23 protein-coding genes and 1 tRNA gene are annotated in these 24801 nt (G+C 67.8%); 16 read left to right on the top strand and 8 right to left on the bottom strand.

Annotation, left to right across the window (positions count from 1 at the left end; all coding sequences use genetic code 11):
• Window positions 1–2649 precede the first annotated feature (2649 nt).
• Window positions 2650–2970, top strand: coding sequence for a hypothetical protein (locus WIS52_RS31690; RefSeq protein WP_432422473.1), 321 nt, complete (start codon window positions 2650–2652; stop codon window positions 2968–2970).
• Between the two features lie 282 nt (window positions 2971–3252).
• On the opposite strand, the gene WIS52_RS11840 is transcribed toward WIS52_RS31690, so the two are convergent.
• The 3 genes from WIS52_RS11840 to WIS52_RS11850 all read right to left on the bottom strand — a co-directional run bounded on the left by WIS52_RS11840 (window position 3253) and on the right by WIS52_RS11850 (window position 5873).
• On the bottom strand, window positions 3253–3690 hold the full coding sequence (locus WIS52_RS11840; RefSeq protein ID WP_349298229.1) for a hypothetical protein: 438 nt from the start codon (window positions 3688–3690) through the stop codon (window positions 3253–3255).
• Window positions 3691–4743: 1053 nt separating this feature from the next.
• Window positions 4744–5637 carry a hypothetical protein gene (locus tag WIS52_RS11845; RefSeq protein ID WP_349298230.1) on the bottom strand — a complete coding sequence of 298 codons (894 nt, stop codon included), beginning with the start codon at window positions 5635–5637 and terminating at the stop codon, window positions 4744–4746.
• Entirely contained in the window at window positions 5634–5873 is a 240-nt protein-coding gene (locus WIS52_RS11850; RefSeq protein ID WP_349298231.1) for a winged helix-turn-helix domain-containing protein, read from the bottom strand. The genes WIS52_RS11845 and WIS52_RS11850 overlap by 4 nt, the downstream gene beginning before the upstream one ends.
• 166 nt (window positions 5874–6039) lie before the next feature.
• Between WIS52_RS11850 and WIS52_RS11855 the strand changes: the two genes are divergently transcribed.
• The 4 genes from WIS52_RS11855 to WIS52_RS11870 all read left to right on the top strand — a co-directional run bounded on the left by WIS52_RS11855 (window position 6040) and on the right by WIS52_RS11870 (window position 10250).
• Window positions 6040–6816 carry a hypothetical protein gene (locus tag WIS52_RS11855; RefSeq protein ID WP_349298232.1) on the top strand — a complete coding sequence of 259 codons (777 nt, stop codon included), beginning with the start codon at window positions 6040–6042 and terminating at the stop codon, window positions 6814–6816.
• 221 nt (window positions 6817–7037) lie between these two features.
• Window positions 7038–7421, top strand: a complete 384-nt coding sequence (locus WIS52_RS11860) for a hypothetical protein (protein WP_349298233.1) — start codon at window positions 7038–7040, stop codon at window positions 7419–7421.
• Window positions 7422–7630: 209 nt separating this feature from the next.
• Window positions 7631–8602, top strand: coding sequence for an FtsK/SpoIIIE domain-containing protein (locus WIS52_RS11865; RefSeq protein ID WP_349298234.1), 972 nt, complete (start codon window positions 7631–7633; stop codon window positions 8600–8602).
• 295 nt (window positions 8603–8897) lie between these two features.
• Window positions 8898–10250 (top strand): protein rep, encoded by a 1353-nt coding sequence (locus WIS52_RS11870; RefSeq protein ID WP_349298235.1) that lies wholly within the window; start codon window positions 8898–8900, stop codon window positions 10248–10250.
• A gap of 959 nt (window positions 10251–11209) precedes the next feature.
• On the opposite strand, the gene WIS52_RS11875 is transcribed toward WIS52_RS11870, so the two are convergent.
• Together WIS52_RS11875 and WIS52_RS11880 are read right to left on the bottom strand one after the other, a co-directional pair.
• Window positions 11210–11294, bottom strand: a tRNA-Ser gene (locus tag WIS52_RS11875).
• 17 nt (window positions 11295–11311) lie between these two features.
• On the bottom strand, window positions 11312–12439 hold the full coding sequence (locus WIS52_RS11880) for an endonuclease/exonuclease/phosphatase family protein (protein WP_349298236.1): 1128 nt from the start codon (window positions 12437–12439) through the stop codon (window positions 11312–11314).
• A 90-nt stretch (window positions 12440–12529) separates the two neighbouring features.
• Between WIS52_RS11880 and ypfJ the strand changes: the two genes are divergently transcribed.
• On the top strand, window positions 12530–13462 hold the full coding sequence (gene ypfJ, locus WIS52_RS11885) for a KPN_02809 family neutral zinc metallopeptidase (protein ID WP_349298237.1): 933 nt from the start codon (window positions 12530–12532) through the stop codon (window positions 13460–13462).
• Between the two features lie 7 nt (window positions 13463–13469).
• Here the strand turns inward: ypfJ and WIS52_RS11890 are convergent, their stop codons facing one another.
• The gene (locus WIS52_RS11890) at window positions 13470–14177 is read right to left on the bottom strand and encodes a GNAT family N-acetyltransferase (protein ID WP_349298238.1); all 708 of its coding nucleotides are present in this window, start codon (window positions 14175–14177) and stop codon (window positions 13470–13472) included.
• Window positions 14178–14273: 96 nt separating this feature from the next.
• On the opposite strand from WIS52_RS11890, the gene WIS52_RS11895 reads away from it, so the two are divergent.
• From WIS52_RS11895 to WIS52_RS11920, 6 genes are all read left to right on the top strand, one after another.
• Window positions 14274–15263 carry an NAD(P)H-quinone oxidoreductase gene (locus WIS52_RS11895; protein ID WP_349298239.1) on the top strand — a complete coding sequence of 330 codons (990 nt, stop codon included), beginning with the start codon at window positions 14274–14276 and terminating at the stop codon, window positions 15261–15263.
• A gap of 34 nt (window positions 15264–15297) precedes the next feature.
• Window positions 15298–15855, top strand: coding sequence for a bacterial proteasome activator family protein (locus WIS52_RS11900; RefSeq protein ID WP_349298240.1), 558 nt, complete (start codon window positions 15298–15300; stop codon window positions 15853–15855).
• Between the two features lie 138 nt (window positions 15856–15993).
• A complete protein-coding gene (wzm, locus tag WIS52_RS11905) occupies window positions 15994–16863 on the top strand; it encodes a galactan export ABC transporter permease subunit Wzm/RfbD (protein WP_349298241.1) in 870 nt (289 codons plus the stop codon).
• 6 nt (window positions 16864–16869) lie between these two features.
• Entirely contained in the window at window positions 16870–17634 is a 765-nt protein-coding gene (gene wzt / locus WIS52_RS11910) for a galactan export ABC transporter ATP-binding subunit Wzt/RfbE (RefSeq protein WP_349298242.1), read from the top strand.
• Window positions 17631–18536 (top strand): galactofuranosyltransferase GlfT1, encoded by a 906-nt coding sequence (gene glfT1, locus WIS52_RS11915; RefSeq protein WP_349298243.1) that lies wholly within the window; start codon window positions 17631–17633, stop codon window positions 18534–18536. Before wzt ends, glfT1 begins: the two co-directional genes overlap by 4 nt.
• 290 nt (window positions 18537–18826) lie before the next feature.
• A complete protein-coding gene (locus WIS52_RS11920) occupies window positions 18827–19654 on the top strand; it encodes a hypothetical protein (protein ID WP_349298244.1) in 828 nt (275 codons plus the stop codon).
• A gap of 69 nt (window positions 19655–19723) precedes the next feature.
• Here WIS52_RS11920 and WIS52_RS11925 read toward each other — a convergent pair whose 3' ends face one another.
• Complete coding sequence (locus WIS52_RS11925) at window positions 19724–20179, bottom strand: GtrA family protein (protein ID WP_349298245.1); 456 nt, start codon at window positions 20177–20179, stop codon at window positions 19724–19726.
• 159 nt (window positions 20180–20338) lie between these two features.
• On the opposite strand from WIS52_RS11925, the gene WIS52_RS11930 reads away from it, so the two are divergent.
• From WIS52_RS11930 to WIS52_RS11945, 4 genes are read left to right on the top strand one after another with little or no spacing between them, the layout of a single operon-like run.
• On the top strand, window positions 20339–20962 hold the full coding sequence (locus WIS52_RS11930; protein WP_349298246.1) for a hypothetical protein: 624 nt from the start codon (window positions 20339–20341) through the stop codon (window positions 20960–20962).
• Complete coding sequence (locus tag WIS52_RS11935) at window positions 20959–21273, top strand: transcriptional regulator (RefSeq protein WP_349298247.1); 315 nt, start codon at window positions 20959–20961, stop codon at window positions 21271–21273. Before WIS52_RS11930 ends, WIS52_RS11935 begins: the two co-directional genes overlap by 4 nt.
• A complete protein-coding gene (locus WIS52_RS11940; RefSeq protein WP_349298248.1) occupies window positions 21270–22142 on the top strand; it encodes an ABC transporter ATP-binding protein in 873 nt (290 codons plus the stop codon). The genes WIS52_RS11935 and WIS52_RS11940 overlap by 4 nt, the downstream gene beginning before the upstream one ends.
• On the top strand, window positions 22139–22897 hold the full coding sequence (locus WIS52_RS11945) for an ABC transporter permease (protein WP_349298249.1): 759 nt from the start codon (window positions 22139–22141) through the stop codon (window positions 22895–22897). The genes WIS52_RS11940 and WIS52_RS11945 overlap by 4 nt, the downstream gene beginning before the upstream one ends.
• A 21-nt stretch (window positions 22898–22918) precedes the next feature.
• Here the strand turns inward: WIS52_RS11945 and WIS52_RS11950 are convergent, their stop codons facing one another.
• Entirely contained in the window at window positions 22919–24748 is a 1830-nt protein-coding gene (locus WIS52_RS11950; protein WP_349298250.1) for a hypothetical protein, read from the bottom strand.
• Between the last annotated feature and the right edge of the window lie 53 nt (window positions 24749–24801).

The raw sequence follows: 24801 nt of genomic DNA on the forward strand, positions 1-24801 counted from the left end.
CGTCTGGCACCGGTGCGGCCCTTTTCATTTCCCCAAGAATGTCAACCACAACAAGAGGTTTCAATGAATACTGAGGAGCGCGAGAAGCTCCGCCGGGGCGTGGCATGGGCAATCGCCCGGATGAAGGAGCGAACACGTGCAGAGAAGTGCAAGCGGCTAGAGGTTTCTCCGGCAACGCTTGCGAACTGGCAGTCAGGGATTGGCTTCCCGAGCGAGAAGAACATGTCCCGCCTGGCGCGCGTGTCCGGGACTGATCAAGAGACGATCCGCGAGGGTGGTGAATGATCACCGTCGTCTACGCCGTCGCCATCACCGTAATGATCCATTACCGGTGTTGGTGATCGCTCGCTGCCGGGACTGCGGCAGGACATCGCAACAGGCTAGCTTTACTAAGGACCGCAGGACGCGGACCGGGCTATCTACCCGGTGCATGCCGTGCCGCACAGATCGCCGTCGGTCCTCGGCTGAGATCGTTTATGCCCTGGCGCTCACCCTCGACGAGCAGGACCGCGAGGAGTTGATCGGATGGCTCATCAGAGCCACTCGGGATTCACCCATACGACCCGCTAGAAGGGCCATTGCTGCCTCCGCAGAGGCACATAGAGCGACTTTTTTGCTCTCGGGTACCTCAGGGTAGGCCCAAACGGGCATGCACTCTTAAATCACCAACAGGAGAGGGAGAAATCAGGAATGAATGAAGTACCAACGGAACTGCGCCCAGTGCGGGCAGCAGTTCACTGCTACCCGGCCCGGACGGGGTAGATGTGACGACTGTCGAGCCGCTGAACCATCACCGTGTGCCTGCGGGGAACCACTCGCACGGTGGAATCAGGTTAGCTGCGAACAGTGTCGGCTAGCTGGGGCTCCCGGGAGTGTTCAGTGCCCTAACCGAAGTTGCCTCACCTATTACTCCTTCGGCAGGGCTCATAAGTGCCTGCCTTCGGACAGTGCTCATACTCGGCTCGCCGCTATCGAGGCGGAGCTACCCCTAGTAGTCCTCGCCGGACCTCCACTAACGCCTAATGCGATTGGCGTCGTCGATAATCGACGCCATTAAGGAATCATAAGTGCTCAACTTTAATCAGATGCTGCGAGAGCAGCAGGAGAACGGCGCTGCCGCACGTCTGAAGCGGCGCCTTACTAGCGGGGAGCCGTTGCCCCCGCACTCCGCCACCGATGAGGCGATTTCCGGTCATGGTGGGCACCCGGACGACGGACCACCGGTTCGACAGCGAGCTTACGACCCGTCGGCCGGTCATGGTCCTGGTCCCCGTCGACCCGAGGACGATTCGCCGGAGGTCCAGTTCTCGCGAATGATGTACCCGCTCACACATGGCAGGTGGGATGACAAGCAGACCTTCAACGATATTACTTCGGGTCGCAAGCTCCCGCCCGGAACTAAGTAAGAAATCAAACCAATGATTAACCGTCAGCACGTAAGTGCTATCAATGCCATTACTAATGCTGGCATTGACTTGCCCCATAGCCTCGCTACGGCCCATGAGCAGTCCAAGAGGACTGTCACCCGTATCCTGACCACCGAGGAAGCAGAGGCAGGCATCGCCAATGCCGAGACTCAGGAGGAGTTTGACGCCGCCGTCCTGGACCTTCACCGGGCCCTGTCTTACGCACGGCTAGACCGCCCAACCGTCCAGGGTGCGATCACTAAGATTCATGACCGGCTACTCGCCGAGGCTTTCCTCCCGGTAGCCGATGATCTACTCGCCGAGATCATCACTCGTTATAACGATGCCTCTCCGGCGTTTACCGACGCCATTACTCGTGTCCCGGACCTCACCGGGCGTGGGGCCGGGGACCTGTCGGTTGACGAAGCCCAGGCCCTAGCCGACGCACGTGCCACCGTCGCACCCCTTAGCAGCCTCTGGACTGCATATCTAGCGGTCGCTAAGCCGCTAGGCTACGACCCCGGAACGGGCCGTAGTGGACCGTCGGCTAGCAAGATCGTGGCAACGCTAGGTACCGGCTATACCGAAGAGAATCACCACGAGGCGGTTAGCCTCGTTCACCGCTATTCGAACAAGGACAAGTCGCTAGCACTAACCCACTTCGCACCACATTCCGCCGTGGTAAGGGCAGGTGGCACGCTGGACCTGGTGATGCCAGCCGAGGCACGGGCGCGGCTCGTAGTCCTAGCAGACGCACCGAACGGTCAGCGGCTGGTCCGTTAAGCAGCGGAGAAAGCGTGACGAGCGCAGAGTCTTAAGCGTTTCGGATTCAGCTTGTTCTCGTTGCAGCTATCGCTGCAAGCGCGTTCAGATTCGCGACAAGATGTAAGCAGCTAGAGCAGAATGTGTTGATGCTTAGGTATTCGCGTGTACCGTTAACAACAGCGCTTCAGCTTCGAGCTGATTCGGCTTACGCATTCAGGCTTAGCTTAGCCACACACCGGAGCTGTCCGCTCTCGCTAAGCGGGCAGGGCCAGGGCGGGTACGGGGGTAGCTCCTGCCCCGGCCGTCCCCTGCCCGGGCGGTATTGCGGCACCTTAGTCAGGATCGACGCATCAAGAACTGGGATTTACTAAGAGAACGAATGATCGATAACAACCAAACGGACTACGTTCCCCCGGCTACACCGGAAGACTTGGGACCTGCCGGGTCTACATATTACTACGATGTAGCCAATCAGCACATGCTTACTAACGCCGAGGCTCGCACCCTCTACGATATTGCGTCTCTCGCCGATATGGTCGCTGAGCTTAACGCGGCTTGGCGTGCGGCCGGGTCGCCGATGACAACCAAGGGCAGCCGGGGTCAGGAGGTCACACACCCCCTCATCACTGAGCTGAGGTTTCACCGCCAGGAGATGGCTTCGATGGCCGCTCGCCTCCGGTTGGAGAAGCTAAGCGCTGAGCCGGACGTGTCTCCGGCAGGAAGGTCCGGACCGATGTCCCGGACCGACTCAGCACGCACAGCCGCACGTGCCCGCTGGCACCCCGCTAAGGGTGCCTGATGGCTCCCCTGATCCATCGCCTACGCCGACGGGACGACCCTGCACCGGGCGTCCCGCCTGGACTCCCTGAGGCTCTCCGGGCACCGGTGATGGAGCTGGACCCCGACGCCCCTGCTGGGGCCCGGCAGTGGGCAGCGTTTGAGGCCTTCGTGACCTACCACCGGGACCTGACGAGGTGGCTAGGGGCCAACGCACCGGAGTATCGCTCGCTGGACGTCATGCAATCCCTCGGAACCACCATGGGCGACATGTTCGACGTCGCCCGGAGGCTGCCGTGAACGGCTAGTTTACGAGGCTTACCAATAAGGCACCCGCCGCGATAAGGGTGGACAGGCAAGCGGCAAGGGCACTGACACCGGCGGCTACGCCCTTGCCGTTACTCATGACGTTTCGAAGGAATTCACCCCACTTGCTGCGACTAGCGAGCAGCTTTGCATTTGCCCACTTATGTTGGACGTTCTGATTGCAGCCGCCGAGCAGTCCCCTCGCATTCCTACGGCAGTACTCTTGCTCGCTGTCTCGGTACCGCTTCCTGATCGGGGCACCACAGGGCACCGGCGCCTGAAAGAACATGTACAGGGCCGCGACGCCCGACATGATCGCGATAGGCGCGGCACCAACCTGGACGGACCAGATCGCAATACCGATGATTGGCAGGAGAAGGTAGCCCCAGAATTTGCGGAGGAACCGAGCACGTTTCTTAGTGAGAATCTTGGTCACGAGGAACACACGCTACGTAACCGATGGCCGGTTACGGAATGATCGTCACCGGCTCGGACTAGTTACACGACTGGCGTTTAGACTTAGTCGAGCGTCATATACTCAATATTGATGATTGATTCTGGGGGTCGCTTCTGGGTGCTGGAGGTGGCAAGCTTGTTCGCGTGGATCGCTCTGTCCTCACCCCCTCTCAGCTCCGAGTACTGCTCCGCCTCTACGCAGAGCAGACCGGTACTGATCCCGACCGCTGGCCCCGGCCGGACAACCGGTACGCCGACGGAGCGCGCCGACGCCTGGTCCAACGAGGCTTCCTGACTGACAGCGGACTACTGACGCCGATGGGACTACAGGCGATAGAGCGATTCCGGCAACGCTAGGACGCGAGCATGTCTAGTCCGAATCCGATTAGTAGGAGCGAGGCTGCAAACCAGCGTAAGGTATACGCTGGCACTGGCCGATCAAGTGCGTCGGCGACGGTGCTCATAATGACAACAACGATTAGCATCGTTCCCCACAAGAACATTAAGCTCATGAACGCGCCTAATGTCGCATTGAGAATGCCGATGAGCCAACCTGGGAGCACGTACACCAGTAGTCCGCCGTTCGATCTGGACATTAGCCAGAATCCAAGCGACATAGAACCGACGAGTATAAGTCCAAACGCCGTCACGATCGCCTTGACGGCTGCTCCGGCGTCCTCCATTACCTGAGCAAGAAGAGTCTTTCGGAGGCTGGCCCCAGTTCGTCGAAGCCGGTCGGGTCCGATTAAGTCCAGCAGGACGGTTGCACCTCCTGCGAAGGCGAGCGCTTTACCTACGCGGCCCCACCAACGAACGGTTCGTGACCAGATGATGGAGTCTGGCGGTACTTCCTGGCCCAAGTACCAGATCGACCAGGCTTCCAGCCAGGAGATCGTTTGCACGGACAAGTAGTCGCTTCGATGGCCTTCGCCGTTAGCGCACCACCGGATCAGCTGGTGGTCTACGTCATTGAGCGAGGTTCTAGTCCGGGCTTCGACAATCTCAGCGGACTGAGCAGCTCCCATCAAACCAGCTACTCGGCAGAGGTGCTCCCGTCGGAGCCGTCGGTGATCTGGGGATCCGAACGTCCGAGCAGGGCTTGTGTTGCCTTGGCAATTGCCTCTGGCGACTGAGTAGCGAGGATGAGTCCCGCACCTAAAGGGTCGCTAGTGGCGAGAAAGTAAGAGATGGCGAGAGGTGACGCGAGAGCTGAGTAGTAGTTCTGGGCTGTGGTCTTGAGTGTTGTTGACCAGGACTCGATCCGGATGTGGAGCGGTGATTTGGCTCCGTGATTCGGGAGGTGCCGCTTCGGATCCTCCATGGTGCCGAAGCTAGCGACAGCACCGATCAAAGCGTCGCCGACAGCTTGATCCCCTCGAAACCGAATGTTCCGAATTGCCTCGCGAACTTCAGTCAATTTCGCGGCAAGTTGGATTCGGCTCCACTCGGGCAACTGATCCTCGGTCTGAACCTGACCGAGAACTTCCGAGATGGTTTCCGAAACTTGGGTCAGTATTTCATCTCGTGAGTTGCGAGGCAGGACGCCTTCGCGGGCTGCGGATCGCAGGGTATTGTGCGTTGAGGCAAGGGCATCGCGTGCCTCGCGGCTCAGAATCCCGGTGCTGGCATACCGATGGCCTTCGTGAATAGTTATGTTCCACTCAAAAATAGCGGCTGCCCACTGTGGGTATGCATGTAGCAATCCAGCCGTATCATAGCCTAGTTCGCTCTCCGATAGGCCCAGCGTCGTAAGTTCAACCTGACGTAGCAAGTGGGCAACTTCGCCCATATTCCTAACCTCGGTTGACGACCCAACTGCATGATCGAGGGTAATCGCCCAGATCTCTCGAAAGTGAGAGGTTCCGACCCCTCGGAACTCATCGAAAATCTCAAGAAGGCGCCCGGCGGGCGTGTTAGAGATCGTCACGTACTCAGTTCCACTCTCTGTACGTAGATTCCTGACCCCGCCTTGCCAACGACTAGGCCGTCGGCTTCCAGCTGCCTGAGGGCGCGTTGAATCGTGCCCTTGGCGACCCCGTACTCGGCTTGTAGCTGAGCCATCGGCGGCAGACGGTCCCCGACCTGCCAGCGCCCACCGGTGATCTTGTCCCGTAGCTCAGCGGTGATCCGCTGGTGGGGACGTTCGTACTGGCCGGTGGGCATGACCAGGCAGTTTAGCGTCTAGGTGGCCCGGTTCTTGCCTGACCAAACCTGGTCATGTAAATTAGATGACTAGACCGGGTCATCGAAGCCTGGCCGCGAGGACGGAGCCCCGATGTTCGTGTACGACCAGACCCCAACCGCTCAGGCCCACCGCCTGACCCTCGCTATGAGCCTCTGCCTGCTTCAGGTCGGCACCGTCCGCCCGTCCACCTGGGCCGCGCTGGTCCGGCGGGGCCTGGCCGACAAGGTGTCCGGCAACGGTCCGGCGCTCTACGACTTCACCGCTGAGGGTCAGCGCGTCGCTGAGGCCCTGGCCGCTGAGGTCCAGGAGACGCCCACCGAGGACGGTCCTGCGGAGTCCAAGGACCAGGAGACCGAGGCTGACCCCGCGTACGACGGTCCGGTGATCCGGGATGCGGTGGTCCACGGTTCCCGCTCCGGCGTCGTCCGTGAGGTCTCCGGCCGGTCAGGAGTGCTCGGGTCGCTGGTCGAGTTCGGCGACGCTGCCGCGTGGTTCCCGCACACCGCCATGACCCGTACCGAGGATGGTTCCTGGACGGTCGAGTGCACCGCCGGTCAGTGGTGCGGCGCGAAGTGCCCCGGATGCTGGATCGAGCCCGACACCGGGGACCGCCAGTCCCCGACCCCCATCGTCCCGGAACCCCGTTCCCCCGCTGAGCTCCGGCGGGCCGACGAGATCCACGCCGGTGAGTGCCAGCCCCCGGAGGCTGAACACGAGCCCTCGCGAACCACGCTCACCAGAGCGGACGAGGTTCGCTCCGGTGACGTCCTGATCCACGCTGGCAAGCGTCGGACCGTGCTCGGGACCTGGACGGAACGCGGAGACGTCGTGATCAGCACGCTTCACGGGACCTTGACCATGCCGCCCTCAACCCCGCTGCGGACGGACCCTGCTCAGCTCGCGCTCAGCTTGGCCGGTTGACGTGCCTAAGCACTGGCCGTCCGACGGTCACGACCGCTGGACACCGACAGTCCGCCCCCGACAATCGTTCGTCGTCCCCGTTCTTTCCGGCGCTTGTCTCGCCGCTCTGATTCTCATTCTCGCATTCTGCATTCTCGCTAGCTGAGTTCTGAGCCCTAACTCTAGGGCTGGCCCGAGGGCCCGATTCCCCGCATTCAAAACACACGAGAGGGCTGTCTAAAATGCGTTCGATTCCGGTTGACACCAGCAAGGTTCAGTTCATCGGCACCGGCAAGGTTGCCGAGCGCGCCGAGTACGTCCAGCTCTCGGATGGTTCCCGTAAGCGGTCCGGGAATCAGGCAAAGGACGAGACGACTGGGCTCCCCGTGTTCGTCGTGGACGTCCTGGTCAATGACCCGGAGAACAACCGGGCAGAGATCGCCGGTGTGAAGATCGCCGCCGCCGAGGCTCCGCAGACTCAGCTTGGGCAGCCGGTCCAGTTCCGCGACCTGGTCGCCGTGCCATGGGTGGACGACGCCCGTCGCGTCCAGATGAGTTTCCGCGCTGCCGGTATCGAAATCGGAGGACACGGGCGTGGGCACAAGCCCGCCGAGAATGCCGCCTAGCTCTAACTGATCCCGTAAACGCGGCCCCGTTCCTGTGATTACTCCGGGGACGGGGCCGTCCCACATTTAGAGAGGAATCCGCTATGCGTTGGTGGTCGAGGAATCGAACCGACGCCGCCGACCAGGCGGAAGTAGACGCGGTAGTCGAGACCTGGCACCGGTGCTGTGAGTCGATCGGACTCACAAACGACGTCGACACCGTCACCGGCGTGACGCACGTCGTCCCGCGTGTCGAGTTCGTCCGGCTGGGCCCGCCGACTGTGCTCACGGTCCGGCTGACCCCCGGGATGCTGCCCGAGGACGTTACCGGCCAGGCTCGCAGGATCGCCCGTTCTATGGGCGCTCAGTCCCTCCGGGTCGAGCCCAGGGGTTACAGCCACGTCCTGGTGACCCTGCTGGCAGAGGACCCGCTAGCAACCGTCCTGAGCCTGCCTGTCGGCCCACTGTCCGGCCCGGTGGCCCTGGGCTCCGATGAGCACGGCCAGGACGTCACCGCCGAACCCGGAGACCTGGGGCACATCGCGGTCCAGGGCGCCACCGGCTCCGGCAAATCCGTGTTCCTGTACTCGCTGCTGTCGCAACTCGCCGAGCGGGACAACATCACCGTGGACGGAATAGACCCGTCCGGAATCCTGCTCCGGCCATTCTCGCATTCCGTGCTCGGATTACCTGATCCTGCAATTGTCGAGGATCGCATTAGCCGCTACGTCACGGAGATGGATCAGCGCATTTCTCGCATTCCGCACGATCGGGATTCCCTGCCGGAATCCGAGGGTCTGCGATTCCTGGTGTTCGAGGAATACCCGGGACTGCTCCGCTACCTGGACGCTGCCGATAGCAAGATCGGTAAGCGGGTCCGTTCGTACGTGGCTCGCCTACTCGCCGAGGGCCGGAAGGCCGGTATCCGGGTCGTACTGGTCGCACAACGCAGTGAGGCCAGTGTCGTCGGTTCCACTGAAAGAGGTCAGTGCTCTACTCGCATATCACTACGCGTCGACAACTACGACGCCGTGAAGCTGCTCCACCCTGACGCGGACCAGGACACGGCTGCTGCTCACGCATCGGCCTTGCCTGGCGTCGCCCTGGTGTCCTCACCCGGGAAGCCACTCACCCGTATTCGTTCCCCGTTTCTGTCGTATTCCGATTACGTCTCTCGTGTTTCTGGTCGTGATGCCGCGTGACCTCGTTTCTTGTTTCCCTGTCCTCACGTCGGCACACGAAGTGCTGGCACGGTCGTCGTAGGGCCCGCAACCTCCGGGCCCATCCGGCGGCCGACGCTGCCAGGCTTGCGGGTCCTACGGCGGCCGTGCTGTCCCTGGGATGCCGTCGTGAGGACAGGGAAACCCACCCTGTCCGAGCCGAGGCCCCGACCGGAGGTCCCGCCGGAGGCAGTCTGTCGCCCATTGCACACGGTCGGTGGTGCGACCGGTCCGGTGGTCTCGCCGGTGGCGTCGTGTCGGTTGCCGGAGGCGTCCTGTGAGCGCCCTGGACGTCGGCACCGCGCCCGGCCGCAGGTCGGGGGCGCGGGGCCAGGCGCCGCAGGCGCCTCTCGGTAAGAACGTGGCTAACCCGTCTACGGCCCTCACGGCTGCTGAGCGCCGGGCGGACCGCTACCGGCTCCGTCGGGTGCTGTGGGAAGTCTCCGGACTGGCCGGGGTCCGTAAGTGTGGCCGGGTCTCCCGTACCGGTGAGGGTGGTCCGACGCTGAGGATCACCGGGCCCGAGGGTTCCCGGGTCGCCGGTTACGCGGGTCTCGTGTCCTGCGGTGTCATGTCCTGCCCGTGTTGTGCGAGCAAGGTCGGTGCTCGCCGTGCGGCTGAGATCGAGACCGTGGTCGAGCGTGTCCACGCTGAGGGTGGCTCCGCTGCTCTGATCACCTTGACCGCCCGGCATCACTCCGGGCTGTCTCTGGTGTCCACGGTGGAGGCAGTGACCTACGCCTGGGGCCGGGTCACCTCCGGTGCGGCCTACGCCGCAGAGGTAGCCCGCTACGGCATCACCGGGTGGGTGTGCGTCCTAGAGACCACTCACAGCGAAGCGGCCGGGTTCCACCCGCACCGTCACGCCCTGGTGCTGTTCGACTCCCCGATGTCTCAGGAGATGGTGGAGGAACTTGCCGGGGCGTGGTTCGAGCGCTGGCGCCGGGGCCTGGTCCGCTACGGCTGCCCCGACGCCGAGGACAACGGGAAGACGACGCACCGCCGGTGCTCGGAATCCTGCCGATCGGTCTATGAACCGATCGCCGGTAAAGGTGGTCTGGACGTCCGCCGGGCCGATGGTCCCGGCGTGCTCGGGTCGTACCTGTCCAAGATCCAGCTGGAGCTATCTGGGTCCGCTCACAAGCGCGGCCGGGGTGGGTGTACCCGGATCGGACAGCCGGGTCACGAGTGCGACGGGCGATGCCCTACCGCGTCCCGGACCCCGTTCCAGATCCTCGCCGACTTCGCTGCCACCGGGAACGCGGACGACTGGGACCTGTTCGCCGAGTACGAACGGGCGATGCCTCGTCGCCGGACCATGACGTGGTCGGTCGGTACCCGTGAGCGCTACGGGGTCGAGATCATCACCGACGACGAGATCGTGGAAGACGACATGGGCGGAGAGGACACGCTCGTTCTGCCTCGGGAGAGCTGGCGCGAGATCCGCAACCACTCTGAGGAGCTGTTGACCGCTGCTGAGCGCGACGGCGCATCGGGCGCAATCGTGTGGCTCAACGATCGGGGGTTGTCCTGGTCCTGGGCGACGCCGTTCAAGCGACTTCCCCCGCCTCCCGGACCACGGGTAGCCCCGGGGTCGAGGGCCCTGCTGGCGCTCGGGATGACGGCGTGAACCGGGGACGGGCCTCCGGTCTCCCCCTGAACCGGGCAGAGCGTCGGGCTCTGGCACGGCGCCAGGGGCCCCGTCGGGCCACTCCGGGAACCCGTGAGCTGTGGTTGGCCCCGGAGACCTGGGAGGCCATCCGGGACCAGGCGGAGGAGTTCCTCGCGCTGGTCGAGGCTGATGGGATCGAGGCAGCCGAGCAGTGGCTACGCGCCCGGGGTCTGCAGTACAGGCTTGCAAGCCGGTACGGCGCGGAGCACTCTGGACCGTCGTAGGGAACGGCGCCAGGGAGTGCTTCCAGAGCGGAAATGTTCCTAAACTGGTGATTCGTTCGTGATGCAGTCTCGCTGAGCTGCCAATTTGTGCACTCGCTTGAGATTACACTGCCGTTACAGTGATGCCGAACACGTATTCGAAGATTGGCGGATTTTCGACCCTGCCGTACCTTCTGCGGCACCTGCCTGAGCAGCCAGTTGGCAAGCGTCCTCCGGTGGTCCACGTGGCCACCAGAGGAGGTGAGTTGAGTGGTGGAAAGGCCCCGCAAGGGCAAGCACAGGAAGGGACGGCAGGACGATCGAGACGAGTCCAAGATGATCACTTGGACCCGACTCGGCCTGATCGCCGTGCACGTGTACGGAGTCCTACGCGAGTTCTTCGACAGCGTGCCCTGACCTGGCCAGGTCGCGGACGGGGCTCGTACGGGTGGCAGCCCTTGCGAGTCTCGTCCGTCTGTCGGACCAGCACCATGCCTTCCGGTGGGCCTTGATTGCAAGTCCTGATTTTCGACCGTGCCTCGGGTCGCGACATGTCAGGCCCTTGCGTGGCAGAGCGGCTGAAAGTCGAGGAGTGCCCCACCGGACATCCCGCAGGCGGCTACGCACGCGCCACAGGCGAGCGCACAGTGAGCCGAGACCGGCTCGCTGGGCTGCTACGGTGTCAGGGCTAACAGAGCCCTGACCTGGGATTTGCGGAAGCGGGGGGATTCGAACCCCCGGTGCCTTTCGGCACGCTCGCTTTCAAGGCGAGTGCATTCGGCCGCTCTGCCACGCTTCCGCCGGGCAGGGTACCGCTCAGCGCACCCGAAGATCGACCCAGGTCAGCCGGTGGTCGGACGCCTCGTTCAGTCGCGCGAGCGGGTCACCCGACTCCGGCCAGAACACCCCGGAACCGCGCACCTCCATCGGCTCGGACGGCAGCGCGTAGTCGACCCGCAGGTTCCCCGGGACCGGGTCGGCGAAGTCCGCGGTGTCCAGCGCGGGGTCACCGGCGTGGTCCGGGTTCGCGTTCTCGACCCCGCCCGTCGAACGCGGCTCCGGGTCGATCACCCGGGGCGCGGTGAGGATCTGGTCGGCGGCGCCGGGGAACGAGTCGCCGTCGAACGGGTCGGAGTTGAGGTCCCCGACGATCACGAAGGGCGCGTCGTCCGCGAGGCCGCCGGGCACCCCGTCGTCGTCGACCAGGGCCTCCGCCAGGGGACCCGGCGTCACGTAGTGCCGCCAGAAGAGGATCTCGTCGGCGTTGCGGCGCTTGTTGCGCTGCTCCGGGCCGTCGAACGCAGGCGGAGTCGGGTGCGACGCCAGCAGGTGCACCGTCTCGCTGCCGACCTCGACCGGCACGTCCCAGTGCGACTTCGACGAGAGCGGCAGCACCTCGAGCGCGGCGGGGTCGTAGAAGCCCGGCGGGATCCGGTTGCCGGGCAGGTCCTTCCACGGGAAGTTCTGGAAGGTCCGCGCCTCGCCCAACGGGAAGCGCGAGAGCACGAGCATCCCGTACTGGCCGGGGAACTCGCCGAAGCCGAGCGCGTCGTCCGGGCCGCCGACGACGCCGTCGCCGTTCAGGTCGAACCCGCTCGGGACGCCGGTGTTGGACGGCGCGACGAACGCGTACGGGTAGTCGATCGGGTTCGCGCCGGTGGCCAGGTAGTTGTCCCGGAACTTCTCGACCGTGGCCGGGTCGTGGTCGAACTCGTTGACCAGCAGGACGTCCGGGCGGACCTCCTGGATCGTGTCCGCGACCAGGCGGGCCTGCGGGTCGTCCGGTGTGGACAGATCGGCGAGCAGTTCGCCCTCCGCCGCCCGGTTCAGCGACGCGTTGAAGGTCGCGACCCTGACCTCGGGCGAAGGTTCCGCGGAACCGGCCCCGAGCACGGACGGGACGAGCGCGGCGACCAGGACGGCGGGGAGCAATCGGGAGCGCACGGCCGTCACCCTGTCAGGGGAACGTGAACGGCGGGTGACCCTGCCCGGGGTTGTGGTGGGATCCTCACCGGGAAACTGGGGGAGGTCGCTGTGCGGTTCGACGAGAACGCACGCCTGGACACGTCCCGTGTGGACGATCTACGGCGGTCCGGGGGCGGCGGGCCACGGGTCGGTGGCCGGGTGGCCGGCGCGGGCGGTGGGCTCGGCATCGTCGGTGTGATCATCTACCTGCTGCTGTCCCAGTTCGCGGGCGTCGACATGGGTGGCATGGCCGCCGGGGGCGGTTATCCGAGCCTGGAGCAGGTCGGTGCGGGGCAGACCGCCGACAACTCGTCGCTGCAGCAGAACTGCGCCACCGGGGCGTCGGCGAACACCTCGACCGACTGCCGGGTCGTCGCCGTCGTGAACTCGCTGGACGAGTTCTGGGAGGGCCAGTTCTCCTCCGGGTTCGTGCCGCCGCGGACGAACTTCTTCGCCGGCGGCGTCAGCACCCAGGGCTGCGGGTCGGCGTCGTCGGACAGCGGGCCGTTCTACTGCCCGGCCGACTCCGAGATCTACATCGACCTCACGTTTTTCCAGGACCTGCAGACCCGGTTCGGTGCGCAGGGCGGGCCGTTCTCGCAGGCCTACGTGATGGCGCACGAGTACGGCCACCACATCCAGAACCTGGTCGGCACCAACCGGCAGGTCGGCCGGGAGACCGGGCCGACGTCCGGCTCGGTCCGCCTGGAGCTGCAGGCCGACTGCTACGCCGGGGTGTGGGCACACCACGCGACCACGACGCCCGGGCCGTCCGGCAGGCCGCTGATCACCGAGCTGAACCAGGCCGACATCGACGCCGCCCTGGACACCGCGGCCCGAATCGGCGACGACCACATCCAGCAGACCCTGGGCAGCGGGCGGGTCGACGAGTCGCAGTTCTCGCACGGCACGTCCGCGCAGCGGGAACGCTGGTTCACCACCGGGCTGGACACCGGCGACGCCAACGCCTGCGACACGTTCGCCGCCCGCGACCTGGGCTGAGCCGCCCTCAGCGGGCCGGTGGGTCGGCGGCGAGGAAGCCCGCCAGGTCATCCGTGTAACCCTCGACGCCGAGGTGCCACCCGGGCCGGGCGAACGCCTCCCGGGCGAGAAGCTGCCGGTGCTGCGTCACCGGCTCGCCGCGGCTGACGAGCAGCGTCGTGCCGTCGTGGACGTAGCCGAGCCGGGCCGACACCCGGGCCGAGGCGGTGTTGCCCTCGTTGTACTCCGACCGCGCCGTGCGGGCCCCGAGGTGGTCGAACGCGAACGCCAGCACCGCGGCGCGCATCTCGGTGCCGTGACCGAGCCCCTGGAACCGTCGTCCCAGGTAGGACCCCGTCGACACCTCGCGCAGCGCCTCGAACCGGTCCCCGCTCAGACCCTGTGTGCCGATCACCTCGCCCCCGGCGCGCACCACGAACTGCAGGCTCCACGACTCCGGTGAGGCCTTCGCCCGGAGCGACCACATGTACTGCAGGACGCCGCGGCCCAGGTGCTGCGGCTCGGCCTCGGTCCAGGGGACCGAGAACGGCATGTCGTCCGCCGGGTGGACCCCGGCCGAGTGGATCATCGCGACGAGCTCGCGGACCGACGCGTCGTCCTCGGGACGCAGCTCCAGGCGTGGCGTGCGCAGAACGAGACCGCCGATCGGCCAGGGGTCCGGCACCGGGTCGATCGGCGCCGGGAGCCAGTCCGCGCGTTCGTCGGTCGTCGCCATGCCCGGGGAGTGTGCCGTCGCAGACCTCCGGCCTGTGAGTGGTTTTCGTGGGGCTGGGGCCACGAAAACCACTCACAGGCACCTACGGTGCCTCCTATGAAGGCGATCACCCTGGCGGAGTACGGCGGCCCCGAACAGATGGCCTGGGAGGACGTCCCCGATCCCGTCCCGGGACCCGGCGAGGTCGTCATCGACGTCGTCGCGTCCGCGGTGAACCGGGCCGACCTGCTCCAGGTGCAGGGGAACTACCCGGTCCCGCCGGGCGCGTCGGAGATCCTCGGGCTGGAGTGCTCGGGACGGATCTCAGCGCTCGGCGAGGGCGTCGACGGCTGGTCGGTCGGCGACGAGGTGTGTGCGCTGCTGGCCGGCGGCGGCTACGCCCAGAAGGTCGCCGTCCCCGCCCCGCAGCTGCTCCCGGTCCCGGACGGTGTGTCGCTGGAGGATGCGGGCGGGCTCCCCGAGGTCGCCTGCACCGTGTGGTCCAACGTGTTCCTGGAGGGCCGGCTCGCCGAGGACGAGACGTTCCTGGTCCAGGGCGGGTCGTCCGGCATCGGGACGCACGCGATCCAGATCGCCAAGGCGTTCGGGGCCCGGGTCGCCGCGACCGTCCACCCGGACCGGATGCAGTTCTGCCGGGAGCTCGGCGCGGACATCGTCATCGACTACCACCTCGACGTCGCCGAGGAGCTGAAGAAGGCCACCGACGGCCACGGCGCCGACGTCATCCTGGACAACATGGGCGCCAAGGGGCTGGCGAACAACCTGTCCGCGCTGGCCCGCGACGGCCGCCTGATGATCATCGGGATGCAGGGTGGGGTGAAGGCCGAGCTGAACATCGGCGCGCTGCTCGCCAAGCGGGGGCACGTCTCCGCGATGGGCCTGCGCGGGCGTCCGGTGAAGGGCCCGCACTCCAAGGCGGAGATCGTGCTCGGGGTCCGCGAGAACGTCTGGCCGCTGCTCTCGGCCGGGACGGTCCGCCCGGTCGTCTTCGAGCGGTACCCGATGTCCGACGCCGCCGGCGCGCACCGCCGGCTGGCCGAGGGCGGCGTCGTCGGAAAGCTCCTGCTGGTGAACCCGGACGCCTGATCCTCACTGCGGGACCGGGCGCGCCGGGGCCAGAATGACGCCCATGAGCGACGAGCAGGAGACCCCCGAGGAGCAGGTCGTGGTGGTCGGCGCCGACGGCCGCCCGGTCGGCATGGCCCGCGTCCCGAAGTCCGACGACGAGGCCGAGCAGCAGAGCCCGGCGTCGATGGTCGAGCAGCCCGCCAAGGTCATGCGGATCGGGACGATGATCAAGCAGCTCCTGGAGGAGGTGAAGGCGGCCCCGCTCGACGAGGCGTCCCGCAGCCGGCTCAAGGAGATCCACGAGAACTCGGTCAGGGAGCTCGAGGACGGCCTGGCGCCCGAGCTGCGCGAGGAGCTGGACCGCCTGAGCCTGCCCTTCACCGCCGACGCGACGCCGTCGGAGAGCGAGCTGCGGATCGCGCAGGCCCAGCTGGTGGGCTGGTTGGAGGGGCTGTTCCACGGCATCCAGACGGCGCTGTTCGCCCAGCAGATGGCCGCGCGGGCCCAGCTGGAGCAGATGCGCAAGGGTCTGCCGCCGGGCGCGATTCCCGGTCCGGAGCAGGGCGGGATGCCGGAGGGCATGGGCCGGGGCACCGGTCAGTACCTCTGACGGGCCATATCGGTCCGCGGTCGCGGTCCCCCGATCTTCACGGGGACCGCGGCAACGCGGTCCGACCAGCGCGACCCCGTCGGCGGACCGGGCCATCCCCGGCCGGACCCGGCACAGGGCCGTGAGTACCCTCGTCGGGTGGCCGTGACCGTGACCGACAACGAGCCGGGCGACCTCGTCGACCCGGTGGAGGTGTCGAGCCCGCGCAGCTGGAAGCGGGCGTTCGCGGATCTCGCCGCGGGCTGGCGGCAGCGGCCGCTGTGGGGCTATCTCGGCTGGCAGGACATTAAGCAGCGCTACCGCCGTTCGGTCCTCGGGCCGCTGTGGATCTCGATCAGCATGGGCGTCATCGCGCTCGGTCTCGGGATCCTCTACTCGGCGCTGTTCCAGGTGTCGATCGCGCAGTTCCTGCCGCACGTCGCGGTCGGCCTCCTGATCTGGAACTTCATCTCCGGCTGCATCATCGAGGGCAGCGAGGTCTTCATCTCGAACGAAGGCCTGATCAAGTTCCTGCCCGCGCCGCTGAGCCTGCACATCTACCGGCTGGTGTGGCGCCAGACGCTGTTCTTCCTGCACAACATGGTCGTCTGGCTCGCGCTGATGATCATTTTCCCGCACCCGCTGGGCCTCACGTCATTGCTGGCGTTCCCGGCGTTCGCGCTGCTGGCACTCAACGGTGCCTGGATCGCGATCCTCGCCGGCATCCTGGCGACCCGGTTCCGGGACATCCCGCCGATCATCGCCAGCGTCACCCAGCTGATCTTCTACTTGACCCCGATCGTCTGGTCGGTGGACATCCTCAGCGACAACCCGGCGGTCCGCGAGCGCGCCCAGCTGGTCGAGCTGAACCCGGTGTTCCACTTCGTCGAGATCCTCCGCCAGCCGCTGCTCGGCCAGGAGATCGTCGGCCGGTACTGGCTGGTCGCCGGGGCCATCACGATCGTCGGCTGGACCGCCGCACTGGTCTGCCTGCGCAACTACCGTTCCCGCGTCGCGTACTGGGTGTGAGCCGACATGCCTGAACCCCGGATCCGGATCGACCGGGCCGCCGTCGACTTCCCGATCTTCGACGCCAAGACCCGCTCGCTGAAGAAGGCCGTGCTCGGCCGCGCCGGCGGGCGGATCGGCACCGGGTCGAAGGTGCCGATCATCGAGGCGCTGAACGACGTGACGATCAGCCTGCAGCGCGGGGACCGTGTCGCGCTGGTCGGGCACAACGGCGCGGGCAAGTCGACGCTGCTGCGCCTGATGGCCGGGATCTACGAGCCGACCCGCGGACGCTCGCTGGTGCACGGCAAGGTGGCGCCGGTCTTCGACCTGGCCGTCGGGATGGACCCGGAGATCTCCGGCTTCGACAACATCATCATCCGCGGGCTGTTCCTGGGCATGACCCGCAAGCAGATGGAAGCCCGGATGGACGACATCGCCGAGTTCACCGAGCTCGGCGACTACCTCGAGATGCCGCTGCGGGCGTACTCGACGGGCATGCGGGTCCGGCTCGCGCTCGGCGTCGTCACCTCGATCGACCCGGAGATCCTCCTGCTCGACGAGGGCATCGGCGCGGTCGACGCCGAGTTCCTGAACAAGGCCCGCGGACGGCTGCACGAGCTCGTCGCGCGCTCCGGGATCCTGGTCTTCGCCTCGCACTCCGACGAGTTCCTCGCCGACCTCTGCGACACCGCGCTGTGGATGGAGCACGGGACGATCAAGGAGTACGGCCCGCTGCAGGACGTCCTCGACCACTACAAGGGCCGGACGCCCACCGAGGACAGCGCGTGAGTCCTCTCGCCCCCGGATCGGTAGTCGGGGTGATCGTCACCCGGCACCGCGCCGACATGCTCGTCGACTCGCTGACCGCGATGGCGAAGCAGACGCACCCGCTCGCGCACCTGATCGTCGTCGACAACGGTCCGGACCAGCCGGCCCGCGAGGCGGTCGAGGCCTGCGGTCTCCCGACGACGTGGCTGCCGTCCTGGACCAACCTCGGCGGCGCCGGCGGGTTCGCGCTCGGCATGCTGCACGCGCTCGCGATGGGCGCGGACTGGATCTTCCTGGCCGACGACGACGGCCACGCCGCCGACTCCTCGACGCTCGCCACGCTGCTGGACGTCGCGCAGCGCCGGGACCTCGCCGCGGTGTCCCCGGTGGTGGCGGACAAGGCCGACCCGGACCGGCTGGCGTTCCCGCTGCGACGCGGGGTGACCTGGCACCGCACCCGGTCCGCGCTCGGCGCCGACTCCGATTTCCTCCCGGGGATCGCCTCGTTCTTCAACGGTGCGCTGTTCCGGGCCTCGACACTGGAGGTCATCGGAGTGCCGGACCTGCGGCTGTTCGTCCGCGGCGACGAGGTCGAGATGCACCGCCGGATGCAGCGCTCCGGACTGGCCTTCGGCACCGCGCTGCAGGCCGCCTACCTGCACCCGCAGGGCTCGGACGAGTTCAAGCCGATGCTCGGTGGGCGGCTGCACGCGCAGGACCCGGGTGACCCGGTGAAGCGCTACTACACCTACCGCAACCGGGGTTATCTGATGGCCCAGCCCGGGATGCGCAGGATCGGCCTGCTCGAGCTGCCGAGGTTCGCCTGGTACTTCCTGATCACCAAGCGCGACCCTCGCGCCTTCCGAGACTGGCTCAGCCTGCTCCGCAAGGGCCGCAACGAACACTTCCACCGGGCACCGTAACCCGGATCGCGCTTCGCACCGGTTCGCTGTGCTTCGCACCCGTAGCGGCGGGTGCGAAGCGAGGGCAAGGGGTGCGAAGAAGCCATCCACAACCCTGCGCGGCCATCCACAGGCCGGATACTCGGCTCGGCGAGAGGCATCTGGCGCGGGACTGTGGCGGGGTGGATGCGCTCCTCCAGCCAGATGCCGACGGGCTACTGCACCGCGCGGTGCTCAGGGACTCCGGATTCGACGGCGCCGAGATCGACCGCTTGCTGCGCACGGGCACCCTGGTCGCGGTGCGACGTGGGGTGTACCGGCTCGCCGACGACGCCGCGCACGATCCGGCGACGGAACACGCGCTCCGCAGCAGAGCAGCCGGCCCCGGCCTCGCGTCCGACGCCGCATTCGGCTTCGCGACCGCTGCGGTGCTCCTCCGGCTGCCGCTGTGGAAGATTCCACTGCAACGCCTGCACGTCATCCGCGACCGGTCCTACGGCGGACGGCTCCGCGGTGACGTCCACATACACGCGGGTCGACTCCCGCCCGACGACGTGCTCACAGTCGACGGGATCCGGGTGACGACTCCGGCCCGGACCGTCGTCGACATGGCCCGGACCTTGCCGGTCCCGAAGGCTCTCGTGCCCCTTGACGGTGCGCTGCACCGAGCAGTCGTCGCGGCGCGGACGAGGAGCCCCGATCCCGGAGCGGCGACGCCTGACGAGGTCGACCGGATCATCGAGCGAGCAGCCGGAACCCCGGGTGCAGCGACCGCGAGGAGGGCGATCGCGTTGGCCGACGGGCTCAGCGAGAGCCCCGGCGAGACTCTGAGCCGCTACCGGATGCTCGCGTCGGGCCTGCCGGTTCCGCTCCTGCAGTGGTCCGTTCCCACAACCCGGCACCGCACCGACTTCGCCTGGCCGGGGCGAGGAGTCGTGGGCGAGTTCGACGGACGGATCAAGTACGGACGAGCGCTGCGCCGCGGCCAGAACCTGGAGGACGTGCTGTGGGAGGAGAAGCTCAGAGAGGACCAGATCCGCGCGACCGGTCTCACGGTCGTCCGCTGGACCTGGAAGGACATCGAATCGACAACCACAGACGGGATGCTCCCCAGGCTCCGCTTCGTCCTGAGCCGTTGACTTCGCACCCCTACGCGATACCTCGCACCTGCTGCTACGGGTGCGAAGCGACGCGCAGGGGTGCGAAGCTCAGTCCTTGAAGATCACGTAACGGAGCATCACGAAGTTGATCGCTGTGGCGGTGCCCTGGGCGATCACCCAGGCGAGGGTGATGTCCCAGTCCATGGGCGGGAGCAGGTACAGGACCAGGGAGTTCATCCCCACGTTCACCGCGAACGTCGTGCCGTAGAGGGCGACGAAGCCGGCGAAGCGGCCCTTCCCGCCGGTGTTCGCGCCGGTGAAGGTGAACCGGCGGTTGAGCAGGTAGGCGGTCGTCGTGCCGAGGATGAAGCTGATCCCCTTCGACACCGGCACCCACAGGCCGAGGTTCAGCAGCAGGTGGTAGACGCCGAAGTCGACGATCGCGGCCAGCACACCGATCGCGACGAAGCTGCCCAGCTGGCGGACAAGACCGCGGCGCGGCGCGGGGGCGGCGGCACCGTCGGGAGCCGGGCTCTCGGCCCGCGAGGGCTCGGTGGCGGTCACGTCATCGAGGGTAGCGGCGCGCAACGCGAGACCACCTCCCGGCCCGACCCAACCCTCTTCCACCTGCCCGTACGCCGCCCGGCCTGGACATTGCGAACAACTTTGCGCTACAAAGTACGTGTGTCGGCAAACCAGTTGACGGATGACCCGGGAGGGACCGTGGACGAGCGACGGACCGGAGAGTTCGACGAGCGACCGCCGGCGTCACCGGCCGAGGCGCTCGCGATCATCGACCGGGAGCAGGCCAGGAACGAGCCCGGCTTCGGGCCGTACTTCGTCGTCTGGGGCGTGAGCTGGCTGGTGATCGGCCTGTCCTGGTTCGCGGCGGGCGCCGGACTCTGGTCGCCCACCGCGGCCGGGATCGCGACGCTCGTCGCCGTCGTCGTCGGGGTCGTGTTCAGCGTGGTCCTCGGCGTCCGGACCGACCGCGGGGTGCAGGGGCCGTCGCGGACCTACGGCGCGATGTACGGCGTCGGCTGGATGGTCGCGATGATCTCGACCGGGGTGACGGCCGTCGCCCTGCTCCGGTTCGTCGCCCCCGAGCTCGCGGCGACCGCCCCGGGTGCGTTCCTTCCGGCGCTGTTCGTGCTGGTCGCGGGCGTGGTCTACACAGTGAGCGGGGCGCTGTGGCGGAGCCCGATCGACTACGGGCTCGGCATCGCACTGCAGGTCGTCGCCGTCGCCACCGCGCTCGCCCCGTTCCCGTGGAACAACCTGGTCATGGCGATCGGCGGCGGGGGCGCGCTGGTCGCCGTCGGGCTGGCGCGCGGAGCCCGGCGATGACCGAGCTCGATCCCGTCATCCACGCCCAGGCCCGGCTCCGGGTCACCGCGACGCTCGCGACCCTGCAGCAGGGCGACCGGATGACGTTCCCCCGCCTGCAGGAGCTGCTCTCGATGACCGCCGGGAACCTGTCCACCCACCTGCGCAAGCTGGAGGACGCCGGCTACGTCGCGATCACCAAGACCCACCAGCGCCGCACCCCGGTCACCTACGTCGAGCTGACGAGAACCGGCCGGCGCGCGTTCGAGGACTACACCGCGACGCTGCGCTCACTGCTGTCCCCGCAGGTCGACGAGGAGGTGAGCCCGTGACTCCGCCACTGCGGCTCGACGGGGTGACCCGTCGCTACGGCGAGGTCACCGCCCTCGACGACATCGGCTTCGAACTCGAGTCGGGCAGCCTGACCGGGCTGCTCGGCCCGAACGGCGCCGGGAAGTCGACGTTGGTGAACCTGGCCGCCGGGCTGCGGCGGGCCGACGCCGGGACGGTGCGGCTGTTCGGCGGTGACCCGCGCGACGCCGTGAACCGGGTCGCGCTGGGCATGACGCCCCAGCAGACCGGCCTGCCCGACACGCTGCGGGTCGGCGAGGTCGTCCGGTTCGTCGCGGGGCACTTCCCGGACCCCGTCCCGGCCGGTGAGCTGCTCGACCGGTTCGGCCTCGCCGGGCTGGAGCGCCGGCAGACCGGCGGGCTGTCCGGTGGGCAGAAGCGGCGGCTCGTGCTGGCGCTGGCCTTCGCCGGACGTCCCCGGCTGGTACTGCTCGACGAGCCCACCACCGGGCTGGACGTCGAGGGACGCCGGGCGCTGTGGGACGCGGTGCGGGAGTTCCACGCCGGCGGCGGCACGGTCCTGCTGACCACCCACTACCTGGACGAGATCGAGAGCCTGGCGCAGCGCGTCGTCGTCCTGGCCGGGGGCCGGATCCGCGCCGACGGCGACGTCGACACCGTCCGCGGGACGGTGCGGCGCAGCCGGGTCACGCTGCGGGCGGCCACCCTGCCGGAGCTGCCCGGCGTCGAGCACACCGAGCGCGACGGCGACCGCTGGACCCTGCACACCGCCGACGCCGACCAGCTGGTCCGCGACCTGGTCGGCTCGGGTGCCCCGTTCGCCGACCTCGGCGTCGCGCAGGCCTCGCTCGAGGACGCGTTCCTGACCCTGACCGGAGCCGACCGATGACCACGATCGACACCAGCCGGCTCGCCGCCGCGCACGCGCGCTACCTGGTCCTCGAACAGATGCGCGTGCCGATCGCGGTGCTGTCCACCGCGCTGTTCCCGGCGCTGGCCCTGGTCTTCTTCGTGCTGCCGTTCGACTGGGTGGACGACCCGGTGCAGGCGACGACATCGGTCGCACAGCTGGCCCTGTTCGGGGTGCTGAGCGGTCTGCTGTTCACCTTCGGGGTCGGGGTCGCCGACGACCGGGAGAAGCCGTGGGACCCCTACCTGCGCACCCTGCCGGCGCCGCCGGTCGCCCGGATCGTGGGCCGGCTCGCGGTCGGGGCGTCGTTCGCGCTGCTCGGACTGCTGCCGGTCGTGGTGATCGGGGCGCTGTTCACCCCCGCGACGGTCGCGCCCGAGCGGCTTCTCGCCGCCGTCGCGATGCTCCTCGTGGCCGGACTGCCCTTCCTGTTCGGCGGGCTGGCGATCGGCTACTCGCTGCCGACGAAGGCGGCGCTGCCGGTCACCCAGCTGGTGTTCTTCCCCATGGCCTTCGGCGGCGGGCTGCTGATGCCGCCGGAGATCTTCCCCGACTGGTTGCAGGTGGCCTCCGGGCTGTTGCCCTCCCGCGGCGCCCGTGACCTGCTGATCTGGACCCTCGGCGGTGCGGCGCCGATGGCACTGGCGGTCGTCACGTTCGTGGTCTGGACGGTCGCGCTCGCCGGGCTCGCGGTCTGGGCCTACCGGCGCGACGAGGGCCGCCGCTTCCGCTGAGCCACGGTCCGCGGTGAGGTCTCAGCCCACCGGTCCCGCCGGCGGCAGCCGGAAGATCCACACACCGCCGTCGAACCGGCCGGGATCGCCGGTCACCCGCCGGCTCCACTCGACGACGCGGTCGTCGCCGCCGCCGTCCGGAGACCGTCCCGGCACGACCGCCAGGGCGGTGACCCCGAGCCCACGCAGCTCCTCGGTGGCGCGCCCGGTGTAGTCGTCGCTCGGGTCGTTCTTCCCCTCGGCCACCCACTGCGCGCCGATCTGGAAGCGGTTCCACCGGGACTGGGTGACCACGTCGTCCTCCGGGTCGGCGCCGATGAAGTAGCCGCCGCGGATCTTGAAGTCCGGACCGGATGCGGCCTGCCAGCGCAGGCCCTGCGCGCCGTCGTCCCAGGCCGCCGAGATCCGCGGGTAGATCTCGACGACGTCGTCCGGGCCGACGGCGTCGCCCGGCTGGTGGAAGAACGCCGGGACCGGCGCGGGCCGCACCTGCTGGCCGTCAGCGGGCAGCCAGCCCGCCAGCGCGAAGCCGGTGAGGGCCAGCGACGCGACCGTCGCCGGGCCCGTGGTGAGCGGCATCCGGTCGATCCACAACCCGGCGACGGCGGCCACGCAGAGTGCGGTGACGACCTGGATCCGCACCGGCTCGATGTCTCCCAGCAGCGGCACCTCGGCGAGCACGAGCCAGGGCAGCGGGATGCCGGTGTCGGAACCGAGCAGCACGATCCCGGTCCCGAGCGAGCACAGCCAGGTCAGCGCGCCCAGGGTCGCGAGGAGCCGCAGCGCCGTCGACCGCACCACGAGCACCGCGACGACGACCAGCGCGATCATCGCGACGCCGACGTACCCGCCCTGCTCACCGATGTGCCCGGTGAGCCGGTCCCCCGTCGCGTCCGGGGTGAACCGCAGCGCCGTCATCCGGGTCGGGATCAGGATGTTCGCCAGGTCCGCGCCGGTGGAGTGCACGTCGCGGATCGCCGAGCGGGGCCGGTTCGGGCCGGCGAGCACCAGGTAGAGCGGGTAGGCCCCGACCGCGACGAACACGGTGACGCACGCGGTACCGGCGCGCAGCAGCCCGGGCAGCAGCTCCGGGACCCGCCGCGGGAAGCGCACGGCCAGGACCGCGGCCGCCAGCACCAGCGCGATCACCCCGATCGCGAGCGTCTGGGTGTAGAGCACGAGCTGGCCGACCAGGACGAGCCCGGTCAGCCCGCCGAGCAACCACGGGCGTCGTAGCGGTCCACGTGCGAAGAGGTGGTGGGCCAGCAGGAGCAGCAGCGGCGGGAGCACCGACCACACGAGGTTGAGGTGCCCGGCCACCGCGTGCGCCAGATGGAACGGGGAGAACGCGTACAACGCCCCCGCGGTTGCTCGGGCGACCCAGCCGCGGGTACCCGGCGACGAGACGTACGGCCCGAGCGCCACCACCAGCAGCAGCCCGGACACGACCGGCCCGAGGACGACGCCGGCGTTGAACGCGGCCACCGACCCGGCCGTCACGGTGACCGGCGCGAGCAGCACGGCCAGCAGCGGCACCGCGGTGTTCCACAGCGCGTTCAGCCCGTACGGCCAGTGCATCCAGTCGGTGAGCAGCGGGTTGTGCCCGTGCGCGACGGCGAACGGCAACCAGTTCAGCCACCAGCCGAACATGTCGGCGTCCGCGGTGACGTGCCCGATCAGCAGCCCGGACGGGTCGTCCAGCACCCGGCGCTGCAGCCACAACGACACCAGCAGGTAGCCGACACCGAGCAGTACGTAGATCCCGGCGGTCGTGAACCGCGGACGCGCCGGGAGCGGGAGACGTGCGTGCCGGCCACCAGGCGGTGTTGCGGTCTCGACCGTCTGCGGCACACCCCCATCGTGCCCTCCGGGCTCGTGAGTGGTTATCGCGGTCCTGGCCACGA

The organism is Pseudonocardia nematodicida, assembly GCF_040105385.1.
Taxonomy (GTDB): domain Bacteria; phylum Actinomycetota; class Actinomycetes; order Mycobacteriales; family Pseudonocardiaceae; genus Pseudonocardia; species Pseudonocardia nematodicida.

Bases quoted from the DNA above. Each gene is read 5' to 3' on its own strand.
- WIS52_RS11945 (WP_349298249.1), top strand. From the start codon at position 22,139: ATGACCACGATCGACACCAGCCGGCTCGCCGCCGCGCACGCGCGCTAC.
- WIS52_RS31690 (WP_432422473.1), top strand. From the start codon at position 2,650: ATGCTTACTAACGCCGAGGCTCGCACCCTCTACGATATTGCGTCTCTC.
- wzt (WP_349298242.1), top strand. From the start codon at position 16,870: ATGCCTGAACCCCGGATCCGGATCGACCGGGCCGCCGTCGACTTCCCG.
- WIS52_RS11855 (WP_349298232.1), top strand. From the start codon at position 6,040: ATGAGCCTCTGCCTGCTTCAGGTCGGCACCGTCCGCCCGTCCACCTGG.
- WIS52_RS11895 (WP_349298239.1), top strand. From the start codon at position 14,274: ATGAAGGCGATCACCCTGGCGGAGTACGGCGGCCCCGAACAGATGGCC.
- WIS52_RS11900 (WP_349298240.1), top strand. From the start codon at position 15,298: ATGACGCCCATGAGCGACGAGCAGGAGACCCCCGAGGAGCAGGTCGTG.
- WIS52_RS11860 (WP_349298233.1), top strand. From the start codon at position 7,038: ATGCGTTCGATTCCGGTTGACACCAGCAAGGTTCAGTTCATCGGCACC.
- WIS52_RS11890 (WP_349298238.1), bottom strand. From the start codon at position 14,177: ATGGCGACGACCGACGAACGCGCGGACTGGCTCCCGGCGCCGATCGAC.
- WIS52_RS11935 (WP_349298247.1), top strand. From the start codon at position 20,959: ATGACCGAGCTCGATCCCGTCATCCACGCCCAGGCCCGGCTCCGGGTC.
- WIS52_RS11850 (WP_349298231.1), bottom strand. From the start codon at position 5,873: ATGCCCACCGGCCAGTACGAACGTCCCCACCAGCGGATCACCGCTGAG.